25 protein-coding genes are annotated in these 23,304 nt (G+C 38.8%); 13 read left to right on the top strand and 12 right to left on the bottom strand.

All coding sequences use genetic code 11. From position 1 onward, the window contains the following. The first annotated feature begins 12 nt into the window (after positions 1-12). Positions 13-921: a TIGR01777 family oxidoreductase gene (locus KSU66_RS17390; RefSeq protein WP_269052728.1), complete on the top strand. Its 909-nt coding sequence runs from the start codon at positions 13-15 to the stop codon at positions 919-921. A gap of 49 nt (positions 922-970) precedes the next feature. Further along, the gene (locus KSU66_RS17385; RefSeq protein WP_269052727.1) at positions 971-1,774 is read left to right on the top strand and encodes a polysaccharide deacetylase family protein; all 804 of its coding nucleotides are present in this window, start codon (positions 971-973) and stop codon (positions 1,772-1,774) included. A 61-nt stretch (positions 1,775-1,835) separates the two neighbouring features. Here the strand turns inward: KSU66_RS17385 and KSU66_RS17380 are convergent, their stop codons facing one another. After that, on the bottom strand, positions 1,836-2,999 hold the full coding sequence (locus tag KSU66_RS17380) for an MFS transporter (RefSeq protein ID WP_269052726.1): 1,164 nt from the start codon (positions 2,997-2,999) through the stop codon (positions 1,836-1,838). A gap of 62 nt (positions 3,000-3,061) precedes the next feature. Here KSU66_RS17380 and KSU66_RS17375 point away from each other — a divergent pair, with 62 nt between their 5' ends. Continuing rightward, positions 3,062-3,448 carry an OsmC family protein gene (locus KSU66_RS17375; RefSeq protein WP_269052725.1) on the top strand — a complete coding sequence of 129 codons (387 nt, stop codon included), beginning with the start codon at positions 3,062-3,064 and terminating at the stop codon, positions 3,446-3,448. Positions 3,449-3,877: 429 nt separating this feature from the next. Here KSU66_RS17375 and KSU66_RS17370 read toward each other — a convergent pair whose 3' ends face one another. Together KSU66_RS17370 and KSU66_RS17365 are read right to left on the bottom strand one after the other, a co-directional pair. Continuing rightward, entirely contained in the window at positions 3,878-4,879 is a 1,002-nt protein-coding gene (locus tag KSU66_RS17370) for a YihY/virulence factor BrkB family protein (RefSeq protein WP_269052724.1), read from the bottom strand. Between the two features lie 25 nt (positions 4,880-4,904). Then, complete coding sequence (locus KSU66_RS17365; protein WP_269052723.1) at positions 4,905-5,285, bottom strand: YtxH domain-containing protein; 381 nt, start codon at positions 5,283-5,285, stop codon at positions 4,905-4,907. Positions 5,286-5,509: 224 nt separating this feature from the next. On the opposite strand from KSU66_RS17365, the gene KSU66_RS17360 reads away from it, so the two are divergent. The 5 genes from KSU66_RS17360 to KSU66_RS17340 all read left to right on the top strand — a co-directional run bounded on the left by KSU66_RS17360 (position 5,510) and on the right by KSU66_RS17340 (position 9,558). Then, positions 5,510-6,877, top strand: coding sequence for an alanine/glycine:cation symporter family protein (locus KSU66_RS17360; RefSeq protein ID WP_269052722.1), 1,368 nt, complete (start codon positions 5,510-5,512; stop codon positions 6,875-6,877). Positions 6,878-6,952: 75 nt separating this feature from the next. After that, on the top strand, positions 6,953-7,174 hold the full coding sequence (locus KSU66_RS17355; RefSeq protein ID WP_269052721.1) for a DUF1128 domain-containing protein: 222 nt from the start codon (positions 6,953-6,955) through the stop codon (positions 7,172-7,174). Between the two features lie 253 nt (positions 7,175-7,427). Continuing rightward, the gene (locus KSU66_RS17350; RefSeq protein WP_269052720.1) at positions 7,428-8,660 is read left to right on the top strand and encodes an aminopeptidase; all 1,233 of its coding nucleotides are present in this window, start codon (positions 7,428-7,430) and stop codon (positions 8,658-8,660) included. A gap of 109 nt (positions 8,661-8,769) precedes the next feature. Further along, positions 8,770-8,910: a hypothetical protein gene (locus KSU66_RS17345; RefSeq protein WP_269052755.1), complete on the top strand. Its 141-nt coding sequence runs from the start codon at positions 8,770-8,772 to the stop codon at positions 8,908-8,910. Positions 8,911-8,991: 81 nt separating this feature from the next. Then, positions 8,992-9,558, top strand: a complete 567-nt coding sequence (locus KSU66_RS17340) for a beta-class carbonic anhydrase (RefSeq protein WP_269052719.1) — start codon at positions 8,992-8,994, stop codon at positions 9,556-9,558. 118 nt (positions 9,559-9,676) lie between these two features. Here the strand turns inward: KSU66_RS17340 and KSU66_RS17335 are convergent, their stop codons facing one another. Next, positions 9,677-10,222 (bottom strand): GNAT family N-acetyltransferase, encoded by a 546-nt coding sequence (locus tag KSU66_RS17335; protein WP_269052718.1) that lies wholly within the window; start codon positions 10,220-10,222, stop codon positions 9,677-9,679. Positions 10,223-10,229: 7 nt separating this feature from the next. Next, positions 10,230-12,032, bottom strand: coding sequence for a M3 family oligoendopeptidase (locus tag KSU66_RS17330; protein ID WP_269052717.1), 1,803 nt, complete (start codon positions 12,030-12,032; stop codon positions 10,230-10,232). A gap of 161 nt (positions 12,033-12,193) precedes the next feature. Here KSU66_RS17330 and KSU66_RS17325 point away from each other — a divergent pair, with 161 nt between their 5' ends. The 3 genes from KSU66_RS17325 (at position 12,194) to map (ending at position 14,266) form a co-directional block, all read left to right on the top strand. Then, the gene (locus KSU66_RS17325; RefSeq protein ID WP_269052716.1) at positions 12,194-12,928 is read left to right on the top strand and encodes a tryptophan-rich sensory protein; all 735 of its coding nucleotides are present in this window, start codon (positions 12,194-12,196) and stop codon (positions 12,926-12,928) included. A 112-nt stretch (positions 12,929-13,040) separates the two neighbouring features. Beyond that, positions 13,041-13,382, top strand: a complete 342-nt coding sequence (locus tag KSU66_RS17320; protein ID WP_269052715.1) for a DUF4870 domain-containing protein — start codon at positions 13,041-13,043, stop codon at positions 13,380-13,382. A 137-nt stretch (positions 13,383-13,519) separates the two neighbouring features. After that, entirely contained in the window at positions 13,520-14,266 is a 747-nt protein-coding gene (map, locus tag KSU66_RS17315; RefSeq protein WP_269052714.1) for a type I methionyl aminopeptidase, read from the top strand. A gap of 64 nt (positions 14,267-14,330) precedes the next feature. Here map and KSU66_RS17310 read toward each other — a convergent pair whose 3' ends face one another. The 4 genes from KSU66_RS17310 to KSU66_RS17295 form a co-directional block, all read right to left on the bottom strand. Continuing rightward, positions 14,331-15,473, bottom strand: coding sequence for a DEAD/DEAH box helicase (locus tag KSU66_RS17310; protein ID WP_269052713.1), 1,143 nt, complete (start codon positions 15,471-15,473; stop codon positions 14,331-14,333). 95 nt (positions 15,474-15,568) lie between these two features. After that, positions 15,569-16,303, bottom strand: a complete 735-nt coding sequence (locus tag KSU66_RS17305; RefSeq protein WP_329958846.1) for an aspartate/glutamate racemase family protein — start codon at positions 16,301-16,303, stop codon at positions 15,569-15,571. 7 nt (positions 16,304-16,310) lie between these two features. Continuing rightward, positions 16,311-17,351, bottom strand: a complete 1,041-nt coding sequence (locus KSU66_RS17300) for a lipid II:glycine glycyltransferase FemX (protein ID WP_269052712.1) — start codon at positions 17,349-17,351, stop codon at positions 16,311-16,313. Positions 17,352-17,473: 122 nt separating this feature from the next. After that, a complete protein-coding gene (locus KSU66_RS17295) occupies positions 17,474-18,703 on the bottom strand; it encodes a carboxylate--amine ligase (RefSeq protein ID WP_269052711.1) in 1,230 nt (409 codons plus the stop codon). Positions 18,704-19,048: 345 nt separating this feature from the next. Here KSU66_RS17295 and KSU66_RS17290 point away from each other — a divergent pair, with 345 nt between their 5' ends. Then, a complete protein-coding gene (locus KSU66_RS17290) occupies positions 19,049-20,095 on the top strand; it encodes an SDR family oxidoreductase (protein ID WP_269052710.1) in 1,047 nt (348 codons plus the stop codon). A 107-nt stretch (positions 20,096-20,202) separates the two neighbouring features. Continuing rightward, positions 20,203-20,379 (top strand): hypothetical protein, encoded by a 177-nt coding sequence (locus tag KSU66_RS17285; protein ID WP_269052709.1) that lies wholly within the window; start codon positions 20,203-20,205, stop codon positions 20,377-20,379. Between the two features lie 33 nt (positions 20,380-20,412). Here KSU66_RS17285 and KSU66_RS17280 read toward each other — a convergent pair whose 3' ends face one another. From KSU66_RS17280 to KSU66_RS17270, 3 genes are all read right to left on the bottom strand, one after another. Next, positions 20,413-21,264, bottom strand: a complete 852-nt coding sequence (locus tag KSU66_RS17280) for a glycerophosphodiester phosphodiesterase (protein ID WP_269052708.1) — start codon at positions 21,262-21,264, stop codon at positions 20,413-20,415. 180 nt (positions 21,265-21,444) lie between these two features. Then, a complete protein-coding gene (locus KSU66_RS17275; protein ID WP_269052707.1) occupies positions 21,445-22,119 on the bottom strand; it encodes a hypothetical protein in 675 nt (224 codons plus the stop codon). Positions 22,120-22,227: 108 nt separating this feature from the next. Beyond that, on the bottom strand, positions 22,228-23,085 hold the full coding sequence (locus KSU66_RS17270) for a polysaccharide deacetylase family protein (protein WP_269052706.1): 858 nt from the start codon (positions 23,083-23,085) through the stop codon (positions 22,228-22,230). Positions 23,086-23,304: the final 219 nt, after the last annotated feature.

The following is a 23,304-nucleotide window of genomic DNA, read 5'->3' as shown; positions in this document are numbered from 1 at the left end:
GGAGGTGTAGTGATGAAAATTGTTATTGCGGGCGGTTCAGGTTTTATCGGTAAAGCATTGACAAATACGTTACTAAAAAAAGGGCATGAAGTCGTTATCCTTTCTAGAAAAGAAAAAAAGACTAACGGGAAGATTTCATATGTGAAGTGGCTTGGTAGTAATGACTTTCCGGAAAATGAAATCGTACATGCAGATGCCTTTATTAATCTTGCTGGTGTTTCGATTAATGAAGGAAGATGGACAGCACAACATCAAAAGGAAATTTACGTTAGTCGAATGACTGCAACTGATGAGTTATTACGAATTCTTTGTGTACTTCCAACGAAACCATCCGTTCTTGTAAACGCAAGTGCAATTGGTATTTATCCTGTATCGAATACGGCTGTGTATACGGAAAAGTCAAAAGAAATAGCTACTGACTTTCTAGCAAAAACTGTGCATGATTGGGAGAAAAAAGCGGCCCAAATTGAAGCCGAAGGAGTACGTGTAGCATTCGTGAGGTTTGGCGTTGTACTTGGCAATGGCGGTGGAGCACTTCCACTCATGGTTTTGCCTTATCGGTTGTTTGTCGGTGGAACGGTTGGCTCCGGGGAGCAATGGATGTCTTGGGTACATGTGCAAGACGTTGCGCGTGCAATTGCGTTTGCTGTTGAAAAGCCTGCTTTAAGCGGACCAATTAACGTTACTTCGCCTTTTCCTATGCGCATGAAATCGTTCGGCAAAACGATTGGATTGGTTTTACATCGCCCACATTGGTTTCCGGTTCCTTCGATTTTAATGAAATTGGCACTTGGACAAAAAAGTGCACTCGTTTTAAAAGGACAACATGTTTTACCCGAAGTATTAACAAACAATGGTTTTGAATTTCTTTTCCCAACATTGGATCTTGCTTTGGAAGATTTACTAAAACGAAACGAATAGTATTATGGAATAAGCGCATCCTACTCAAAAAGAAGGGTTGCGTTTTCTTATGACCAAACAGCATTGGCGTGGTATTTTATTTGCATCTGTCATTGTATTAGCTGGAATTGTGTTTAACCCGTATTCCGCGGAAGCCGAAGAGTTCAACTGGGGATTAAAAAAGGCTACGGAAGGGGAGCCCCCAAATGCAGGCGGTACTTTTGATGCATTACTTGATAAGTATGGCGCCATTTACAAAGGCAAACCCGATGAAAAAATTGCTTATCTAACATTTGATAACGGCTACGAAAATGGCTACACCGAATCGATTCTCGATACATTAAAAAAAGAAGAAGCCCCGGCGACATTTTTTCTCACAGGACATTATTTAACAAGCGCAACACCACTTGTTAAAAGAATTGTTGCAGATGGCCATGGTATCGGGAATCATTCTTATGACCATCCGAATATGGCAAATCTATCCGAAAAAGGGATTGAGGATGAATGGAGTCGTTTCGATAAGAAATTACGTGAAATAACCGGAGTGAAGCGTACAATCTATGCAAGACCACCAAAAGGGACATTTAATGAAAAACTACTGGCAACAGGAAACAAGTTAGGCTATAGACATATTTTCTGGTCTGTCGCATTTGTTGATTGGCATGCAGATAAGCCACGCGGACGTGATTTCGCCTACAATGAACTGATGAACCAACTCCATCCAGGAGCCGTTATTTTAATGCATACTGTGTCACCCGACAATGCGGAAGCACTTCCGTCGTTTATCCAAGACGCGAAAAAAGCGGGTTATGAATTCCGCTCAATCGATGACCTTGTTATGGAATATGAAAATATCGACTCCATTTTAAGGTGAAAGCCACTTTAATAGAAAAAGCGTCCACTTCATTTTGTGGACGCTTTTTCATGCGTATTCACTACTTTTTTCTTGTTCCAATCATACTAACGACAAAAAGCGTTGCTAGAAATAAGGATATAAGTAGGAGATAGCTAAAACTCGCATCAAACTCAAGAAACAATCCACCGAGGAAAGGCCCCATTAAACTGCCTAGACTGAAAAAAATACCACATAAAAGATTTCCGGTTGGCAATAGCGCTTTAGGTGTAAGGTCCGACATATAAGATATTCCAAGTGAATAGATTGAACCGACAAAAAGACCAGCCGTAAAAAATGCGCATATTACTGCAATAGTAGAAGTTTCTACGTGGCTCGCTACAAAAAATGCTAGCGCGCCTCCACCTAGTGCCAATAGTAAAACCGGACGTCTTCCCATACGGTCCGAAAGCATTCCTAGCGGCAACTGTGAAATGATTCCGCCCGCTGAAAATGTAGCTAAAAATAACGACACAGATGTAACTCCGATACCACTTCTTATCGCGTAAATCGGATAGATTGCATTTAGCGAAGATTCAAGGAATCCATACCCAAACGGACCAAGAAAAGCTAACCATGCAACAGCGATTGTCCCTTTGAACCGTACAATTAAACCACCAGCAATAGTGTTTCCACTTATGACATTCGGAAAATCATTTTTGAGTAAAAACACAAGAGACCAAGCAAATAGACAAAGGAACCCTGATACGATAAATGGCAATCCTTCAAACACATTTACAAGAGGAACAAATAATGGACCTACTGCAAATCCAAGGCCGAAAGACAATCCATAAATTGCAATATTTCTACCGAGTCCTTGTTGGGGAGAAAAACTTGTAATCCACGTCTGCGTAGCAAAGTGGAGTGCATGATCGCCTATTCCAATAAGCAATCTAAGGATGAACCAAAATACAATACTTTTCCAAAGAGGAAACAAAAGCAATGATAGAAAGACGAATATTCCACCCGTTACGATGATTGGTTTATATCCAAATCGACGAAGGGGTGCTTCCATAAATGGCGATATTAAAAGTGTGCCTATGTATAAACCTGTTGCATTTAACCCATTTAAAGCGCTTGAAACACCATCGCGTTCAAAAATGACCGAAATAAGAGGCAACAACATACCTTGAGAAAATCCTGAGATAGATACAATGATAACGAGAATCCAAAACCTTCTTTTTTCAATCGCAGTAAAAGTACCCATACTTGTTCCCCCCAAAGTAGCCCTAAATACGATATCATTCTACCATAAGGAGGTGTTCAAACATGGAATTTAAAATGACCGCAAACGGATTTAATACAGAGACATCTTTTGGAACTCTTACAATCTCCGCAGATGATTCTTATGGATTTAGACCTTATCAACTTCTAGTTTCATCAATCGCTGTATGCAGTGGAGGCGTGCTACGAAAAATATTAGAAAAAATGCGTATACCTGCCGAAAACATCTCCATTCAAGTAAAAGAAGTTGTGCGCAATCCTGACGAAGCAAACAAAGTTGAGAAGATTCACCTTCACTTCATCATCGAAGGAGAAAAAGTTGTAGAAGAGAAAGTTTCAAAAGCGATGGAACTCACGAAGAACAATTGTGCAATGGTTCAATCTGTTATCGATTCTATAATTATTGAAGAAACATACGAAGTGATCAATTAATTTAGATATGAAAAGTGAAAAATCGAAAAGGCTCAGTCAAAATCTGAATTCCAGATTACGGCTGAGCCTTTTACGTATGAATTGAATCTTCACTAGCTATTTCCATAAGTCGTAGTTGTCTTTAGGTACTCTATTACGTTACCGCTAGACTTTTACGAATCCCCTCCCTAATTTTAAAAGTAACTTCGCCTATGCACTATGGCCTCCTTCTTTTTAGTAATTCGGCTATGCACTACGGCCTCCCTTTCTTATTGATTAACCAAATCATAACACGTAGTTTATGTATTGTAAATACTCTGACTACGTTATTATTAAATTGATAGTAAAGTCCTATATTAAAAAAACACACTGAAAAACTTCACGCTTATAGACTGAGTGTTATATATTATCTACAGATCTACTTGATGTTTAGAAGTTTTTCAGCGATTTCTAATTTAGACGACATTTTCCGTTACTTTTGCTTGCATAGCTACTTCTTCTTTCAGCCATGACGGCATTTATTTGCCCGCCAAGTATAAGAATAATTGCAGAAAAGTATAACCACATCATTAAAACGATAATCGCACCGATGCTTCCGTACGTACTTGAATAGCTTCCGTAATTACCAACATAGTATGAAAAACCAAGAGACGTTATAATCCACCCTACCGTGGCAAACACTGCTCCTGGAATTATACTTTTAAAGCGCAACTTCAAATTCGGTACAAGCCAGTAAACAAGTGAAAACACAAAGAAAATAAGGGCGGGTGGAATAACCCATCGCAAACTAGTCCACAAGTGAATAAAACCTTCCGCCAAACCAAGATAAGAAAATACGAACATTCCAATCTGTTGACCAAACACAGGTAGAATAAGTGCGACCAATAAAACGGCTATAAGCATAAGAGTGAATACTATAGACATCGCCCGCGATACAACGAATGACCTTGTTTCTTGTGTATAATAAGAAAGGTTTAAGGCTTTAGTAAGGGCATTCATACCTTTTGAAGCTGTCCAAACCGTTGCAAGCGCGCCGATTGATAATAGTCCACTGTTTCTGTTGTTTAATATTTCTCCCACTGTATCTTCAATTAGTAAAGCAACACTCGTTGGTGCATAATCTCGAATCATAAGAAATATTTGTGCTTGATCGAGATTTAAATAAGGTAGTAATGTAAACAAGAAAATGAGCAAAGGAAATAAAGATAACAAGAAAAAGAAAGCGAGTTGTGACCCCAACCCGGTTACGTCGACTTTCTTTATTCTTGTCAATAGTTCTTTTACAAATCCACCCGTAGTTGTCGTATCGAATTGATCAGGCTCTCCGTCTTTTACATCTTTAACGAATTTGATCATTGCCGAGTCATTTATAAAACCAGATGACTTTTTCAACTTCCCTTTATACTTATCCTTTTTAGTCGTTCCGGGAGTTTCACGCATATTGTTCCCCAATGTTTCGTCACTCCCCTCACCCATTTTACTGTTCCTTTTTATTTTCCGTAGATGGTGAATCGTCACTTGCAATTGCTTTGTATTCAACTTTCGCTTCGGCAAAAGCTTCTTTCGTTTCGACGACGAGGTTTTTAACTTCAGGAGTTAGCAACTTCAATTCGTCGACTTTCTCTTTAACATATGTTGCATCTTCGCTAAGTTGCTCGACAACCGACTGAATCTTTTCTTTTTTCTCTCTGACCTTAGACTTTAATACATCCGGATTTTTCGTATAAAAATTGACTTCGGATACGACACCTTTCACATTCTTTGTCACTTGTTCACGCGTACCGCGATCAAACATACTAACTGCTGCTCCAGCAAGCGCACCGAACAAAATATAAATTCCAAACTTATTTTTACCCAAGATTAATGCCTCCAGTCCAACAATTTTATATATATTATTTATTCCCTTAATCATACATTTAAAAACAATCTTTGACTAATTAAAAAATAATGCTTGACGAATGAACTTATTTTTCGGAAGATTGTAAACAAGTAATAAACGGATCTTTTAAGGTGTTTCGTTTCTTAGTACTTTCCACTTAATTAGATTTCATCATCTTTGCCAACGTAAAAGGGGGGAATGAAATGAATGGATTAGAAGGTTTTTTGGATAAAGTCGGGGGGATAATTTGGGGTCCGCCTTTACTCATTCTGCTCGTCGGAACAGGTATTTTCTTAACAGCCAGGCTTGGACTTATTCAATTACGATTATTACCTTATGCGCTGAAATTGGTTTTCACAAAAAACCAAGATAAGAAATCAGAAGGAGATATTACGCACTTCCAGGCACTTATGACCGCAATGGCTGCTACCGTAGGGGTCGGTAACATTGTCGGGGTAGCAACTGCTGTTGTCCTTGGAGGTCCGGGTGCAATTTTTTGGATGTGGATGGCTGGATTCTTCGGTATGGCAACCAAATACGGAGAAGCTGTACTTGCCGTTAAATACCGTGTGAAAGATGCCAATGGTCAAATGGCTGGTGGACCGATGTACTATCTGGAACACGGGTTAAAACAAAAATGGCTCGGTGTGGCCTTTGCAATTTTTGGTGCACTTGCTGCTTTTGGTATCGGAAACGGTACACAATCCAAAGCAGTTGCCGACGTCATGTCCCAAACGTTCTCGGTCCCTCACTGGATTACTGGAATTGTTCTTGTTATTTTGGCGGGGATGGTTATCCTAGGTGGAATTAAAACAATTGGTAAAGTTACTTCGTTCTTCGTTCCGATCATGGCCCTCTTTTATGTAATTGCGGGAGCAATTGTCATGATTATGAATATCAATCTTGTTCCAGAAGCTTTCGCTACAATTTTCAAATTTGCATTTACTGGCGAAGCAGCTGCTGGTGGTGCAGTCGGTGCGGCAATCCGATTTGGAGTTGCACGTGGTCTATTCTCCAACGAAGCAGGTCTAGGTTCTGCTCCAATCGCGGCGGCAGCAGCTCGAACAGATTTACCGGGTCGTCAAGCGCTCGTCTCGATGACGCAAGTATTATTTGACACATTGGTCATTTGTTCGATTACAGGGGTTACAATCGTTATGTCAGGTCAGTGGAAAGATACGTCTATCGAGGCAGGCGCTCTTTCTGCAGCGGCATTTGGAACGTTCCTTGGTGACGTGGGCCCTATCGTTGTCTCTATTGGACTATTGTTCTTTGCTACTTCTACTATTTTTGGTTGGGGTTATTACGGTGAAAAGTGTTTCCAATACTTATTCCCGAATCCAACAGCTGTAAAAGCCTATCGTGTTATTTTCGTTCTGTTCATCTTTGTAGGTGCAACAGCTAAGCTAAGTGTTGTTTGGGCATTTGCAGACGTACTTAACGGGCTTATGGCTATACCGAACTTAATTGGACTGCTAGGATTATCGGGAGTTATCCTACTTGAAACAAAACGCATCCAAACGAAGATTAAAGAAGAAAAAGCAGAAAAAATTGCTGCAAAGAAAGCATAATTCTCTATTCCATTTGACACTGTCGGAAAATAATGAAATGATTAGTCTTAAACAAATGAAAGGCGGATACTACTTATGGATTTAACAAACGCGACAGAAGAAAATGTCATGTATATGATTGAAGAAATCAAAGAAAAGCTTCGCATGGTAAACGTAGATGCGATGAGAGCTGAAAACTTCGATACTGAAAAATACGAAGACTTGCATTACATGTACGAAATGGTTATGAAACGTAAGCATATTAGTTCTAATGAAATGGAAGCTATTGCAGCCGAACTTGGATCATTACGTAAATAATAGAATATGCCAAACACTAAAAAAAGATTCGTAGGAATGTAAAACTCCTCCGAATCTTTTTTTATTTATATAGGTCGAACTTATGATTTCCACGTAATCTCCAGCTACGACACCCCCTAGCGCCGGGCGTTGTTAGTAGGATTCTTTAGTTCAGCTCATATAGTATTCAAACAAACTTTTATCAAGTTACAGCATTGCACAACCCATCTAAAGATTGGTACTATATAAACAATAACGAAAGGGGTAATTATTCATGCCTACATTTAAACAACAGCTTTACAATTATGCTGAACTTGCTGTAAAAGTAGGGGTCAATATTCAACCGAACCAATATCTTTATATTAGTGCTTCAACCGAAGCTATTGAATTCGTTCGCCTCGTCACCGAAATAGCATATGACACGGGTTCTAGACAAGTATTTGTAGATTGGAACGATGACGTTGTTTCACGTCTCCGATACGAAAAAGCTCCCGCAGATTCGTTTGCTGAATTCCCTGAATGGAAAGTGATGGAAAGAGAGCTACTTGCCGAACAAGGAGCGGCTTTCATGAGTATCGTATCTCAAAGCCCCGATCTATTAAAAGGAATTGATCCTTCTCGTATCGGCGACTCCCAAAAAGCTACTGGAAAAGCACTTGATAAGTTTCGACAGTCGATGCAATCCGACAAAGTTAGCTGGACAGTTATTGCTACGCCATCCAAAGCATGGGCTAAAAAAGTATTTCCTGACCTGCCCGAAAGCGACCAAACATCCGCACTTTGGGAAGCCATTTTTAAATCCGTCCGCGCAGACAAAACCGATCCTGTTCAATCCTGGATAGACCATGACAAAAAATTGCATGAAAAAGTAGATTACTTAAACGAAAAACGTTTCCACAAACTCCACTATCAAGCACCGGGAACTGACTTGACCATTGAATTACCTGAAGGTCATTTATGGTGCGGTGCAGGAAGTTTAAATGAAAAAGGACATGCTTTCATGGCAAATATGCCAACCGAGGAAGTATTTACTGTGCCGCTAAATACGGGTGTAAACGGCTATGTATCAAGTACGAAACCTCTAAGTTATGGCGGTAATATCATCGATAACTTTAAAATCACATTTAAAGATGGGCGCGTAATAGCAATTTCTGCCGAGCAAGGCGAAGAAGTTTTACAACGCCTAATAGATACGGATGAAGGTGCAAAACACTTAGGTGAAGTTGCGCTTGTTCCGCATAACTCGCCTATTTCACAATCGGGCCTATTATTTTACAATACATTATTCGACGAAAATGCATCGAACCACCTTGCACTAGGAAGTGCTTATGCATTTTGTGTTAAAAATGGTAAAACGATGACGCGTGACGAACTTGAAAAACACGGATTGAACCAAAGCATCACTCACGTAGATTTCATGATTGGATCCGAACAAATGGATATTGACGGGATTCATAAAGACGGAACAAATGAACCTGTATTCCGAAATGGTAACTGGGACTTCTAAAATTGGACACATTTAAAAAACTTTTCTTCCAAACCCCTTAAACAATTTAGTTTTTTATTGTATAATGAATACAGTATCAAATTACGTAAAACTGAGAGGAGTCATTCACTTGGGCTTAATGTACGCAACTGTAATCGGTTTCTTTCTAACGATTGGACCGTTAATTTATTTCATGATGCACTTCCTATCATCGGCAATGACAGCTTCTGATTCAACCATAATCGATCCAAAACCTGCAACAAAGTTTTAAGAGCTGCCATTTGGCCGCTCTTTTCTTTTAACCTTTTTTTGTGTATCATAGAAAGAAACACAATTAGATAGGAGTACGTTTATGACCCTACTTTCGGAAATACTTACTTTTAATGAATCATTTGTTCAAGAAAAAAGGTATGAGAAGTATTCAACGACAAAATTCCCCGACAAACGCATCGTAATTCTTACATGTATGGATGCACGATTGACTGAATTATTGCCAAGATCTATGAACTTGCGCAATGGTGATGCTAAAATTATTAAAAGTGCTGGGGCTGCCGTAACCCACCCATTTGGTGGGATCATGCGTAGTATTATCATTGCGGTCTACGAATTACAAGCAGACGAAGTATTCATCATCGGTCATCATGACTGTGGAATGAGTTCACTTAATACAAGTAAAATTATTAAAACAATGGTCGATCGCGGAATTGACCAGCGCCTGTTTGAAACGTTGAAGTATTCCGGTATTGACATGGAAGATTGGCTTAGAGGGTTTAACGATGTAACCGATAGTGTTAAACAAAGTGTCGAAAACGTTCGAAACCATCCTCTTATGGATCCGAAAGTCGCTGTACACGGACTTGTTGCAGATCCATCTACAGGTCAACTTAATACAATTATTGATGGCTATCATTTTCTGTAACAAGCGATTTCTCGACATATTTCCCGGGGAATAGACATGAAAATAAAAAACCGACTCCAAATTAAAGGAATCGGTTTTTTATTTTTGTTTTTAATTTCCGCAATGCGGCCTTACCCTTTCAAAAGTCCTTTTCTATACAAGCATATAAATAATGATCTTCCCAAACACCATTAATGTAAAGTAGTTGTCGTAGTAAACCTTCTTGTGTGTATCCGGACTTTTCTAGTACTTTTACCGACCCTTCGTTGCGCGGCGAGACATAAGCCTCCAGCCTGTGCAATGCTACTTTTTCAAATGCAAATTTAGTAATCAGACGGACGGCTTCAGTTCCAATACCTTGCCCTATCGTTCTTTCATTGATTGAATAGCCGACAAACCCGCTCGAAAAAGGGTATCTCTTTATGCTGTAAAGTGATATATGTCCTATGAGCTTGCCTGAGCCGATTTCAAAAATGCCAAAGTTATACTCTCTTCGATCTCGCATCTGGAATAGCGATTCTCTAATTTTCTCTCTTTGCACTTCAACTGTAAAAAAACTTGCTTCTTGTCTTGGTTCAAAAATAGACCAATACTTTTTATTCACGAGCAGTAGTTCCGTAAAATTGGTTGCATCTTCCTCTGTTAAGATTCTTAAATAACACTTTTCCCCTTCAAGTATGATCAATTTCCTATCACCCTTCTTCAGACGTAAGTTCTAAGAAATCTTCAACGTCTTTCACGCAAAGTGCAACGCCCTTTGCCCAAAATTCTTCTTTAGTAATATCTTCACCTAGATGTTTAATCGCTAAATCTTCAACGCTCATAGACGCCGTATCACGAAGGAGTGCGATATACTTTCCTTCGAAGTCTTTGCCTTCTTCTAAAGCTTTCGCATAAATGCTCAATGAGAATAAATAACCGAATGTATATGGGAAATTGTAAAATGGCACTTCTGTAATATAAAAATGCAGTTTCGATGCCCAAAAATGCGGATGGACAGTGTCTAGCGCTTCTCCATGCGCTTCTTGTTGCGCTTCAACCATTAATTCGTTCAATCTGGATGCGGGAACAATTCCTTTTTTCCGTTCTTCATAAAACCTTGTTTCAAAAAGAAATCGCGCGTGAATATTCATGAAAAATGCTACACTGCGCTGAATCTTATCTTCCAGTAATGCAATTTTTTCGTCCTTTGTCTCCGCCGCTTTCACCGCTGCATCAGCAACAATCATCTCCGCAAACGTGGACGCAGTTTCCGCGACTCCCATCGCGTACTGACGATTCATCCAATGGACCGGACGCATTGCATACGAATGGAATGCATGGCCTAGTTCGTGCGCCAGCGTAGCCACATTCGACATTGAACCACTATACGTCATGAAAATACGTGACTGCTCAGACATTGGCATACCTGTGCAAAAACCGCCTGGTCGTTTGTTCGGACGATCTTCCGCTTCAATCCATCTGTCTTCAAATGCCTTTCTAGAAAATGCTTCAAGTTCCGAACCGAAGTCACCAAAATGTTTAAGGATAAATTCAGCGCCTTCTTGATAGCTTATTTCTTTCGTAGAAGATGTTACAGGTGCATCAATGTCATACCAGTTTAACTTTTCAGTGCCAAGCATTTTTGCCTTCACGTTTAAATAATTTACGAAAGGCTCTTTGCTAGCGCCAATCGCGCCCCACATCGCGTCTAATGTCTTTTCACTCATCCGGTTAGTCAGTAGAGGTTCTTTCAAAACAGAATCCCAACCACGTTTTTCATATATAGCAAGTCTAAATCCGGCAAGATGATTAAGTGCCGTAGCAAAAAAGTCCTCTTTTTCCGTCCACACCTTTTCAAGTGCTTCAAACGAACGTTTACGGATGTCCGCATTGGAATGTGAACTTAAGTTATTCACTTGACCAACGGATAAGATCTTTTCCTCGCCATCTAATTCAAACTTAATTTTAATGTCACCAATCAAGAGATCATAAAGTTGCCCCCAACCGTGATAACCGTCCACACTTAAGGATGTGATTAGACTTTCTTCTTTCTCCGATAATTTCAAGTCAACTTCATCACGCCATTCGCCAAGAACAAATGCAAATTCGGAAAGCGAATCTGATACCATTAGCTCTGTCCAAACAACTTCATCAATATTAGCTAACACTTGTTGGATTTTGAGTAATGCGGTTGAAAAACGCGCATTAAAATCACCAATTTCTCCCTGAAGTAATAATGCTTTTTTATCTGTCGTATCTGCTGCCAAAAAACAGCCGATGACAGCGCTCGCTTGTGATATATTCAGTGCAACATCTTTAATTGATTCAACCAATTTTGCCACGTCAGTTGCAAATTCTACCGATGTCGGTACTTCAAATTCTGTTGCTTCTTTTTCTAATTTTATTACTTTTTCAATTGTATGATTTAAATGTTCTCTTAATTCTGTTGAAGTGCTTCCACCTTTAAAAAACACATCAAGATCCCAATTTTCCGAATATCTTACTGTTGACATTGATGTTCCCTCCTTGAAACGTTCTTAATCTTCTAAATACACCTTTTAGTATATCATTAATATTCGGCTTACGAACTATTTCATTTGTGACATAAACTTCATAATTACGACCGCAGGGTCCCCGTTTCCTATGTATACTGTTGTATTAGGAGGATTTTAAGATGCTTAGAATAATTATTATGACCATTTCGCTTATTGCAGTAATAGCTGTCAATGGCGCAACAAATATAATGCCTTTTAACGGTAGTACGACTGGTGAAATTTCGAAAAGGCTTCCCGTACTTTTTACCCCAGCAAGTTATGTACACTTTATATGGCCTGTGATTTATATACTTTTAGCCTTTTGGATTTTCGGTTTTTGGAAAAACCGAACAAAGAATAATGCCACATTACAAAAACGAAGAGCAATCTTATTTACAACAAGCACTGTACTGAACATTGCCTTGATTGTTCTTTGGCTTACTGAACATTTCATTTGGGCAATGCTTGTTACGGCAGCACTGCTAATGACACTACTTGTATTTTATTTTACGTACCCGAGAAGTGAAAATCAGTTATTTGAAAGAATTCCGATTGCTGTTTATCTCGGATGGATGTTTATTTCAATAATCAATAATATTAGCTATGTTCTAACACTTCACGAATGGAATGGTTGGGGCTTGAGTTCTCCACTTTGGACAGTCATCTATTTGACGATTGCCGCAGCGACTGCACTCCATTTCATCTATCATTATGGAGATATCGCTTTAAACTTTGTTTTCATTTGGGCATTTGTTGGGATTGCCGTGAAAAATGGATTTGAGGAAATGTTCGTTTCAGCCGCCGCCTTATTCTTGAGTGCCGTTATCACTGTTTGTATATTCTTCCTTAAAAAAGAACATAGAACACACACCTGAAAAATACGCTACATCTTCTATTTTAGAAGTGTGGTGTATTTTTATATTCGTTGTCTATTCATTGGATAAAGTACCCATACTTAGTACAGGATAGGTATAAGGGGGCCCTACTTTGCCGAGTAATAAAACGTTGTCGACATTATGCTATTTTAGTATCTTCTTTTCACCTTTACTTCTACCCATCATTATTTTATTAGTGACCGACGACACAGAAGTAAAATTCCATGCAAAAAGGTCACTCATCTCACATATCCTTCCCGTTGCTCTTCTCATTGTCGGCTTTGTTATTTTTTCTATGTCGATGTTTTCTGCCGAAAACAGAATGCTCGAAATGGTGACTGGTCGCTTCAATATTTGGAGTGTAAGCCCAATTATTTTCATATTACTTTATGGGTTAGTTACCGCAATTATTTTCCTTTGGAATATTATACAAGGTGTAAAATTATTAAAATAAAGTACCCCTTCAAAAACACTTGGCGTTTAAAATAGTAAGCCTGTAACCTTAATTAAAGGTCACAGGCTTTTTTGTGGCGTATAATATGATATAGTATGTTATGAAAATAAGTGAACGGAAGAAAGGATTTGTACCTAATGATCGCAAAAACTAATGAAGAAATCGAAGCACTAAAAAAAATCGGAATAATTGTTGCTGAAATTCGGGATGCTATGATGGAGGCAACAAAACCAGGCATGACAACAAAAGAACTCGATGAATTTGGCGGACGTCTTTTTAAAGAAAAAGGTGCTATCTCTGCGCCCATCGCAGAATATGACTTTCCAGGCAACACTTGTATCAGTGTCGATAATGAAGTCGCACACGGCATTCCAGGCCCTCGTATTATTAAAGACGGTGACCTTGTCAATATCGACGTTTCTGGCTCATTTGACGGGTATTACGCAGACACTGGAATTTCATTTGTCGTTGGTACACCCGATGCTGAAAAACAAAAGCTTTGCGATGTTGCCAAAAGTGCATTTGAACGTGCAATGCAAAAAGTAAAAGCAGGCTCTAGTTTGAATGGTATCGGCAAGGCAGTTGAACGCGAAGCAAAAAACAATGGCTTAACCGTTATTAGAAACCTTACAGGACACGGTATTGGAAAGTCCCTGCACGAAGAACCCCAACATATTCTTAATTATTACGACGCTTGGGATAAAACGCTCCTCAAAGAAGGTATGGTCCTTGCAGTTGAACCCTTTATCTCCCAAAAGTCTGAGCATATTATCGAATCAGGCGACGGCTGGACATTCATTACCGATGACAACTCGCTCGTCGCACAAATTGAACATACAATTATTGTGACAAAAGACAAGCCGATTATACTTACTCAACTATAAGAAAGCACAAAAGAGGGCTATCCAAAAATCCATTCACACTTGGATTTCTGGATAGCCCTTTTTACTATTTTCTTCTTTTCACTTTCTCTTCTACCCATGCCTTTTCTAACAGTTTCCCATTTTGCCACACCTTGTGGATTGGCTTAATTCCTTTTGTCAGTTTTCGATAATCCCGCTCTTCTGTATATGAAAGGAACGTCAATACTTCTCCACTTTTGCCCGCCCGTCCCGTTCTGCCAGACCGATGTATATATTGTTCAACCGTATGTGGAACGTCCACATGGATAACATGAGTCAACCCTTCAATATCAAGTCCACGAGCGGCCAAATCTGTAGCAATTAAAATAGTCGATTCACCTTTTCGAAAACTCTCAAGTGCTTCTTGACGTTCAAACTTTTTCATATCCGAATGCAAGACGACAATTGGTGATTTATTATACGTAAGTTTCATTTCTCTCATGCGGACTTGATCGACACTGTTAATAAACGCAAGTGCACGAATTCCTTTCAAATGAGAAATACCTCTTAAAAGATCCGTCTTATCCCGTATATCAGTCTTAACAAATGAATGTACAACTTTTCCTTTTTGGGGGATATCTGCAGCCGATACTTGAATACGAAGCGGATCATTCATAAACTTTTTTGCAACAATTTCAATTTCTTCTGTAATTGTTGCAGAGACAACTGCAACTTGTCTTTCTGGGTTTGCATTTTCAATAAGGTTCTTTATGACAACCCGGTGGTCACGCCCCAAAAGTTGGTCACCCTCATCGAGAATAATATGCCGTATGTCATGCATTTTTAGTTTCTTTGTTTTCACTAGTTCACCAAGGCGTCCTGGTGTTCCGACAACAATAGTCGGTTTCTTTTTTAACCGATCATGTTGCCGATTGATATTGGCTCCGCCAATTAGTTGCGTAACGGTAATGCTTGTTCCTTCCACCCATTCGCGGATCACATTCACAATTTGCATCGATAATTCTTGTGAAGGAGTTACGATTAACGCTTGTGTCTGTTTTTTATCGCCGTTTACTAATTGTAATATCGGCAAAACATAAGCTAACGTTTTTCCGGAACCTGTTGGAGATTCTGCAACGATGTCCCGACCTTCAAGCATTTCTGGTATCATTTGTGTCTGTACAGGTAATTCCTCTTCAAACGCCCACTTTTCTTTGAATAAATCATCCATTTTATCTAAAAATGACATATTGTTTCCCACCTTCACTCTGTTCTTTCAAGTGTATCATAGCCAACTACTGATTATAAAAAATAAAGACATCTGAAAGTCGATGTACTTCTCTTTCAGATGCCTGTTTTTCTTTTTACTTTATATCCACAATATTGAATCGCTGTTTCTGCAAGGACAAGAAGCGAGTCGATGTATCCCACAAGCTTGAGCTCTTTCCCTACGACGGACAATTCGGTACAGCCAAGAATCACCGTATCGCAACCGGCCTCTTCCATTGCTCTACTAATAATCGACCACTTGTCGCTATCGGCGGGTTTTCCAGCCTTTATATCATCATATATAAGCGACATGACAACGGCTTGAATATGAGCATCCGGAACAATAGGCACCATGCCGTACTTTTCACATGCGGACTGGTAAACACCTGTTGTAATTGTTCCCGTTGTCGCAAGAATCCCTACACGATTTGCACCGCGTTTTGCTGCGCGCGTAACTGTTTCGTTAATCATATGAATGATTGGTAACTTTGAACTCTTTTGGATCTCTTCGTAAAAGGAATGTGCTGTATTACACGGAATCACTAGAACATCGGCACCTGCATTATGTAAACGCTCTGTATCTGAAATAATAACCGGAGCAGGATTATCTTTGCTCTCTCCCAAAATAAAGGATGTTCGGTCAGGAATGTTTGTGTTGTTTGTAATGATCATATTAATATGATCTTGGTCTGTTTCGGCATCGGTTAGTCTTACAATCATCTCACCGATGAACATCGTCGCAAGCGGACCTACGCCGCCGATAATTCCTAATGTTTTCTTTTTCATACCATTATTATTACTTGGTTCCATTCGGAAATTACCCCCGTCTCAGTTTTTTACGGAAACGTTTTACTAATGGTATAACCGTCTCTAAAATCGTATACATAAACGGCTTATATACTTTATCGATTTCACCAATATATTGCGCGGGTTCATCTTTATTACAAAAGCTCTTTTTAAACGTATACAACCCATCGTTTTTTGAAAGTTCAAAAACACCACCGAAATCGTATTGCTTTGCACCCGTTTCAATGCCCCATTTAATCATTTCAAAGTTCATAAGATGATTTGGATTTAAGTTCCTTTTGACATCCGTGCTACCACCGTAAAGGTAATACAATTTGCCGTAATAGTTAATCGTTAACCCGGCTGCTAAAACGTCTCCTTCATGAGAGGCGATATAAATCCGTAAATCGTCATACGTATCCCGCATAAGTTTCATATATTCAAGTGGGCGTGACGTGATTTTGTTCCGCTCTGCCATTGTTTTGTATACCTTATGAAAAGTTTCAATATCTTCATCTGTACGAGAATACCGCATTTCGACACCTTTTCTTGCCGAACCACGAATCGAACTACGACAGCTTTTTGAAAACTTTGTCATAATTGTTTCTTCGTCATGATCTTCTAGCTGAAGAATCATGTTCATCCGCGGTTGAATCAGTTTATCGGGATCATCGTCTTTTGAAATGAGCCGAAAACCTGCGTTTTTATAAAGATTATACAATTCATCTGAATAAGAAGCTTCAGGATCGAACTTCAGCATAATTGCTTTGTTTTTCTTCGCAACGACTTCAGCTTCTTTTAAAAGCTTTTGTACAAGCTTCAAGTCTGCGGGGTCACAAACCGGTCCCCGCGGTGCATACAATACCGAAAATCCAAGTGGCAAACGTTTAATAAGAATTGACATCGCCGCCACGATTTCACCATTTTCTTCAAGATAAACGTGCTCATTTCCCCAATCATCCTTCACCTGTGCCCAAAGACGGTCTTGCGTCACAGAGCGAAATGGTGAATTCCGGATGAACTCATCATACCTCCTTACCTCTTCTTTTTTTGTTTTATCAAGTAAAGCCATTTTAAATAACCTCCAGATTACTACCTTTTAACCTATATTTCTTTCTTGTAAATGTTTAAATAAAGAATCCTATTACATTCGATTCGACGCTAGACTCTGCGTGTATTGGAAAATCCAAGTTGTTATTCCTTCAGTTCGAAGTGTTCTTCAAATCTTCTGTAATAATCCTTATAATACGATTTCAATTTGAATCTTCGAATGAATCCAAGATCCGCAGAATAATACAATGTACTTGCGGATTCCCCTTTTTTAAATCGGTCAATTACTTGTTTTTTCAAGTCTTCATCCATCGTATATTTAATTAAAAGATCTTTAGGCACTGCATGCCATAAGCGAGTGTTCGAACCGTATTCGATTGGTAAATCTTCATTTTCTACCCGATCTTCAACGAGGTATTTCGCCATATTATAGCCGTTTGTAGTAACGAAATAGCTACTTCTACCTTGCCTAATATTCAGTTCGAATATTTTATATTTCCCATCGCGTCGGTCGTATTTCAAATCGATATTGGCATAGCCTCTAAAGCCGATTGCCTCTAAAAACTTTTTATATTTCGCGTAAACTTCCTCAGTATCCTTATTGTATTCACCAATAATACCAACATAGTTACCGATTAAAGTAGGTGTATAATCCTCTAGAATAACGCGACCTAGACACATCATTTTCACTTTTCCATTTCGGTCTACATAAGCGTTAAGCACCCGCATGACGGTATCATTTCCGGGAATATAGTCTTGAATAATAAGTGAATCTTCATAGGTTGATGAAAAAACTTTATCGATTGTATCGATAAATTCCGCCTTACTGTGAAGTACGTAAGCTTTCTTTTTCCCTTCAAACTGTGCGTTGAAATAAGTCATACTATCCGACGGTTTCACAACGACTGGATAGTCAAATGGAAGCTCCATTTGAGCATCCATTCCTTTTTTAAAAATAAGTGTGTCTGGATAATCTAAGCCGTATTCCTCACACATCTCATAAAAACGTTCCTTATAAACAACTTCGTCCATTAACTTTTCATCAATAAACGGCAATATATAATGCGGTTCAAGCTCGTCCCTATGACGAATTGCAAGTTCTGCATAGTTTTCATTACTCGCAATTACAAGAAGCTTACTTGCACGACTTTTTAGCTCTTCATGAAGATTTAACATGCTTTGGATAAATACTTTAGGCTCATCCAAATTTTCATATATTTTCTTTTCTACTATTTTACTATGCATTGTCGGTAAAATATGTCCTTTTGTTACAACAATACTTGTAATACCGTATTGTTCGTGGAATGCTCTTGCCATGCCATATGCATTATCATCCGATCCAAGGATAACTGGCAGAAAGTCCGTTTTTCCCATCGTCTATACCCCTTCTCTTCCAAGATGCAATTTCGTATATATTGCACTGTTTTAAATGAGATTATATACGTATCATTTACTTATTAATTTTAATCATACCACCCTATAATGTACGTGAAAAGGTAGCCGCTGTCAATTTTTCCTTCCCCTTTTTCGCGCCACTATCGGCTTTCAAGATGATTTACCAACCTTATCCGTTCGGGTTAACACACATGATTTGTTCACAATCTACGTCTTTCTACTATCTAAGAATGGGATTAGGAAAGACATAAAGACCAGAATATGCGATAATCGGAATAGTTGCCGGAAGGAACCGCTCCCGCCGGCTATTTGGAGGGATAAAAAGTGACAATTTTTTTAACTGGATCTACGGGTTTTCTCGGTGGAAAATTACTGAACAATCTTTTAGAAACTACTGACCATAACTTATACGTTCTCGTGCGTGACATTGATAAAGCTAACCATCTTGTAACAGAACTTAATGCTCATAATCGAATTCAATTATTTAAAGGTGATATTACACAGCCATCCTTTGGACTTGACGCGCAAGATATCGATGAATTAACAGGGAAAGTTGATATTTTCTATCATCTTGCGGCACTCGTTAAATTCGATGAAGAATTGCGCGACGAAATTTTTTCGATCAATTATGACGGTACGAAACATGCACTTGATTTTGCCAAAGCATTACACGTCAAAAAGTTTTTCTATATTAGTACGGCATATACCGTTGGTAGACGTGATAACGGTATTGAGAACCTTTATCCGATGGATGGAAATATTCACAATCCATACGAAGAAAGTAAAGTGAACTCCGAGCATCTTGCTCTTTCTTATTGGGATGTAATGGATGTATCCATATTCCGCCCCTCAATTATCGTTGGGGATTCCAAAACGGGTGAAGCCGATTCATCATTCACTCTTTATGGGTTTATGCGCGCACTCGATGTGTTTAAGCGACGTGTAATGAGAAACTCTTCAAATCCTAACCGTATTTATCATGTTGTTGGCAGTAAAGAATCTACATCAAACTTTGTGCCGGTCAATTATGTTGCCGATATTTTAGCTGTTGCAGCAAAAAAAGCAGAAGCTGGGGTAATTTATAATATTACTAACCCAAATCCTTCTACGAATTATCGCTTATTGACGCTTATTAAAAATGCACTTGATTTCAATCAGCTGGAAATTATTGAAGACGCAGCCCCCGGAACTTTAACCGTAGAAGAGGAACGTCTAAATGAAATGATTCGTGTATTTAATGCTTATTTATCGCGTTCGTTTGACTTTGATGATACAAATACACAACAACTGATTAGCGGAACACATATAAAACACCTTAATATGTCTGACGAGACGACACAAATGATTATCGATGCTTATTTCGGCCTATAATTCAAAAATTAATAATTCCAAATGACTTTTTCAGAACTTCTATGTTTAAAATGTTGTAAGTCTGGGTATTCTATACTCTATACGTGAAACAATTTGGAGGCGTTCATATGACTGGAAAGAGTTACTCTGACAAAGCAAGTGGCGAAGAAGGGACTACTCCCAATTGGAGTGAAATTGCCGACAACGCTGCAAAAAGGGCAGAAGATGAATTAGCTAAAATCAAACGTGAAGCACGACAAATGGTTAATGAGGGTAAAGAAAGCTTTAACAACCCAGACGAATAAAAAAGGTCCAGCACATTTTGTGCTGGACCTTTTTTACTCTCTTACCAAATGAAATGGAACTTCCTCGGGCCAATGTGAGAAATCGGTAATAATCCCGTCTACGTTATATCGATATGCTTTATCGACTAGTCTTGGTGTTTTGACAGACCATACTAATACTTTCCCGCCGTAATTATGTATTTGATCGACAATGCGTTCATTGACATATAAAATATTAAAATTGATATATGTAGCAAATGACGTCAAATCTTTAACCCTTTGTAACGAGGGAGGAATAGCAGATGCCTTCATAAGTATCGCTATTTGTAACTCTGGAACTAAATGATGCATTTTACGCATCGATTCTATATCAAACGATTGAACAATGACTCTGTTTAGATTCTCATAGTTTTCCAAGAGTAATGCTACTTTTTCTTCTATTCCGGGATAGAGTAATGGTTTTTTAATTTCGATTAATAAACCGATGTGACCGTAAAACTCTTCAAGCAATTCATCTAATGTAATGATTGGTTCCCCAGTAAAATCCCTATGAAATTTTCCACCCGCATCTAGTTTTCTTAACTCTTCAAGTGTGAAGTCTTTTATAAATCCTTTTCCATTGGTCGTTCTATCCACTTTTTCATCATGCATAATTATAAGCTGTCCATCCTTTGAAAGATGCACGTCGCACTCAAGTATATCTGCCCCCAGTTCAAGCCCCTTTTGAAAGGCAATCCTTGTATTTTCGGGTGCGTATACTGCTGCCCCACGATGTGCAATACTTACGAGCCCCTCCAATTTCGCATGATTCATAGGATACTCTTCTTTATACCCTACAAGGAGAAGTAAACAAGCTGTTACTAAGCTGAAAATCTTAAGCTTTCTTTTATTCCAGGAATTATCCATATCTTTAACCTCATCTTTTCCCTTGTAACTGATAATTACATTTATTGTTCTTCTATTCATCCTATCATATGTGAAAGCGCTTGTAACCGTTATCTTTTGGAATTATTATCGTTTGAGTAAATCAAAAAAGTTGCCCCACATCACAAATTCGTGACATGGAACAACTTTTATTTCACAACTTTAGAACTCGCCGTCTTCAGTAATGTAAATTGGATTCCAACTATCAGATTCAAATAAGTCGGTAATAGTAATTCGTTCCCCATGTCCAAAAACAACTTCATCTTGGTCAATTACAACGATCATTGCTTTTATTCCATTGTCCAAGTTTATATACATGTCACCAAGAGAAGGTCTAATTGCTGCATTTTTCTTTGTTTGTTCTAGCAACTTTTTATCTTCTTCTTGTTGATGCTCCGTTATGATTGTGTCATCGAAATAAGATATATTTTTGCTTCCCGGTTCTTCTTTAGGAACCATTACCAAAAACTCTTTCTCCCCGACTGTATTGTTAAGCGTAGTATATACGCTTCCATCTTTTAGTTTATCTACTTTTTCAAATTCGTTCAAAGAATAGTGATCCAAATACCCCGGGTCAGGTTTGGTAATTATAATATAGCCGTCTACAACAGCCTTTTGATCTTGCCGAAGTGTGTACATCGCCCCCATAAACATAAACGAATCCATATGCTTCGGTTTATATAAATCAATCTCATCCGCCCTGCTTACTACTTGTTTCATGTCTTTGATGCGATACATCTGAACAGATTTCTTAGAAAGTGGTTTTATTGAGTAAACTTTATGGAGTTCATTTTGATAGTAAACAAACTGACCTTTCCTTACTTGAAGTAGCTTCATTTTTATCTCTCCAGTACGTATATAATAAGTGCCTTCATTCTATAAGATAGGGGCTTAGAAGTCCATTTACTGATTTAAGTAAATAATTTTCACTCTCTGTTTCCTAGGCTATTCCAATACTTTATTTTCAAGTAATACAAATTCAAATCCTTTTTCGCGTATGATTGATACGGCTTGTTGAACCCCTTCGGCTGTACCGCTTTGGGGCTGATTCATATGTAGCAGTGCTATTGATCCTTCTTTGGCATTTAATAATGCATTTTTTACCTGTCCACTTGAAAAAGTAGCTCCTGCATCGCCAAGTACATCAAAGTTCACAACTTGATAACCAATTGCTTCTGCTAGCTGAACAGCTATTTCATCATAAAAGGCTGTACCTGATCTAAATAATGTCATTTCCCGACCTGTTAGCAACTTAACGGTTTCATGATTATCCATAATCTCGTCATGTGCCTCTTGCGGTGACGATGTCGCTTGAATCCCCCATGCTTCTCCCCCCGCTACTGACAGAGGCGAGTGATGCGTACCATGATTTTCAATTTGAAATAAGGGATCCGCTGCAAGCTCCAGGAACAGTGCTTCATTCGATTCAATCCAACGTTGGTTTATAAATAATGTAGCGGGCACTTTTTCTGCTCTTAAAAAAGATATCAACTCTTCATCATAGCCGCTTCCATGGGCGCCGCCACACGCATCAAATGTTAATGCAATTTGTTTTTCCTCAGTTTTCATCCTTGTCTTTACACCATCAACATATTCGCCCCACTCTGTTGGTGTATGGCTGAATTGACTTAAATCCAGTGGCTCTGGATCCTCTACTCGTGTTTGTGTTGGTGCTTTAACGTCTGCTGGCTCTGCAACCACTTCTTCCACAACTAGTGCAGGTTTTTCAACCGCCTTCTCACCACACCCTTGAAGGATCCCTAACGTAAAACAAATACAAACTAAGAAATAAAACTTATTCATGAGCATTACCCCGACTTTCGAATTTATATACGTTGAATTAAAGATTCTAACCTGAAAAAGTCCAATGATGACCGCTTTACCGAACCTTTGATTTCCGTTCCGAGCGGACGCTTTCCGCTACAATCAGCTAAAGAATGTGAATAACAGCGAGGCGAATTTGACAATTTTCTTTATTGTAGCGTATCTAATTGATTAACTCTTCACCCTATTATACAACAG

The organism is Sporosarcina sp. G11-34, assembly GCF_026931025.1.
Note: the sequence above shows the minus strand (reverse complement) of the source record. Positions and strands in the feature narration are given on the sequence as shown.

Coding starts and splice junctions, on each gene's coding strand:
- KSU66_RS17270 (WP_269052706.1), bottom strand. CDS start 23,085: ATGAATAAGTTTTATTTCTTAGTTTGTATTTGTTTTACGTTAGGGATC.
- KSU66_RS17280 (WP_269052708.1), bottom strand. CDS start 21,264: ATGGATAATTCCTGGAATAAAAGAAAGCTTAAGATTTTCAGCTTAGTA.
- KSU66_RS17325 (WP_269052716.1), top strand. CDS start 12,194: ATGCTTAGAATAATTATTATGACCATTTCGCTTATTGCAGTAATAGCT.
- KSU66_RS17390 (WP_269052728.1), top strand. CDS start 13: ATGAAAATTGTTATTGCGGGCGGTTCAGGTTTTATCGGTAAAGCATTG.
- map (WP_269052714.1), top strand. CDS start 13,520: ATGATCGCAAAAACTAATGAAGAAATCGAAGCACTAAAAAAAATCGGA.
- KSU66_RS17355 (WP_269052721.1), top strand. CDS start 6,953: ATGGATTTAACAAACGCGACAGAAGAAAATGTCATGTATATGATTGAA.
- KSU66_RS17300 (WP_269052712.1), bottom strand. CDS start 17,351: ATGGCTTTACTTGATAAAACAAAAAAAGAAGAGGTAAGGAGGTATGAT.
- KSU66_RS17375 (WP_269052725.1), top strand. CDS start 3,062: ATGGAATTTAAAATGACCGCAAACGGATTTAATACAGAGACATCTTTT.
- KSU66_RS17340 (WP_269052719.1), top strand. CDS start 8,992: ATGACCCTACTTTCGGAAATACTTACTTTTAATGAATCATTTGTTCAA.
- KSU66_RS17380 (WP_269052726.1), bottom strand. CDS start 2,999: ATGGGTACTTTTACTGCGATTGAAAAAAGAAGGTTTTGGATTCTCGTT.
- KSU66_RS17285 (WP_269052709.1), top strand. CDS start 20,203: ATGACTGGAAAGAGTTACTCTGACAAAGCAAGTGGCGAAGAAGGGACT.
- KSU66_RS17330 (WP_269052717.1), bottom strand. CDS start 12,032: ATGTCAACAGTAAGATATTCGGAAAATTGGGATCTTGATGTGTTTTTT.
- KSU66_RS17305 (WP_329958846.1), bottom strand. CDS start 16,303: ATGGAACCAAGTAATAATAATGGTATGAAAAAGAAAACATTAGGAATT.
- KSU66_RS17310 (WP_269052713.1), bottom strand. CDS start 15,473: ATGTCATTTTTAGATAAAATGGATGATTTATTCAAAGAAAAGTGGGCG.
- KSU66_RS17360 (WP_269052722.1), top strand. CDS start 5,510: ATGAATGGATTAGAAGGTTTTTTGGATAAAGTCGGGGGGATAATTTGG.
- KSU66_RS17275 (WP_269052707.1), bottom strand. CDS start 22,119: ATGAAGCTACTTCAAGTAAGGAAAGGTCAGTTTGTTTACTATCAAAAT.
- KSU66_RS17350 (WP_269052720.1), top strand. CDS start 7,428: ATGCCTACATTTAAACAACAGCTTTACAATTATGCTGAACTTGCTGTA.
- KSU66_RS17385 (WP_269052727.1), top strand. CDS start 971: ATGACCAAACAGCATTGGCGTGGTATTTTATTTGCATCTGTCATTGTA.
- KSU66_RS17295 (WP_269052711.1), bottom strand. CDS start 18,703: ATGGGAAAAACGGACTTTCTGCCAGTTATCCTTGGATCGGATGATAAT.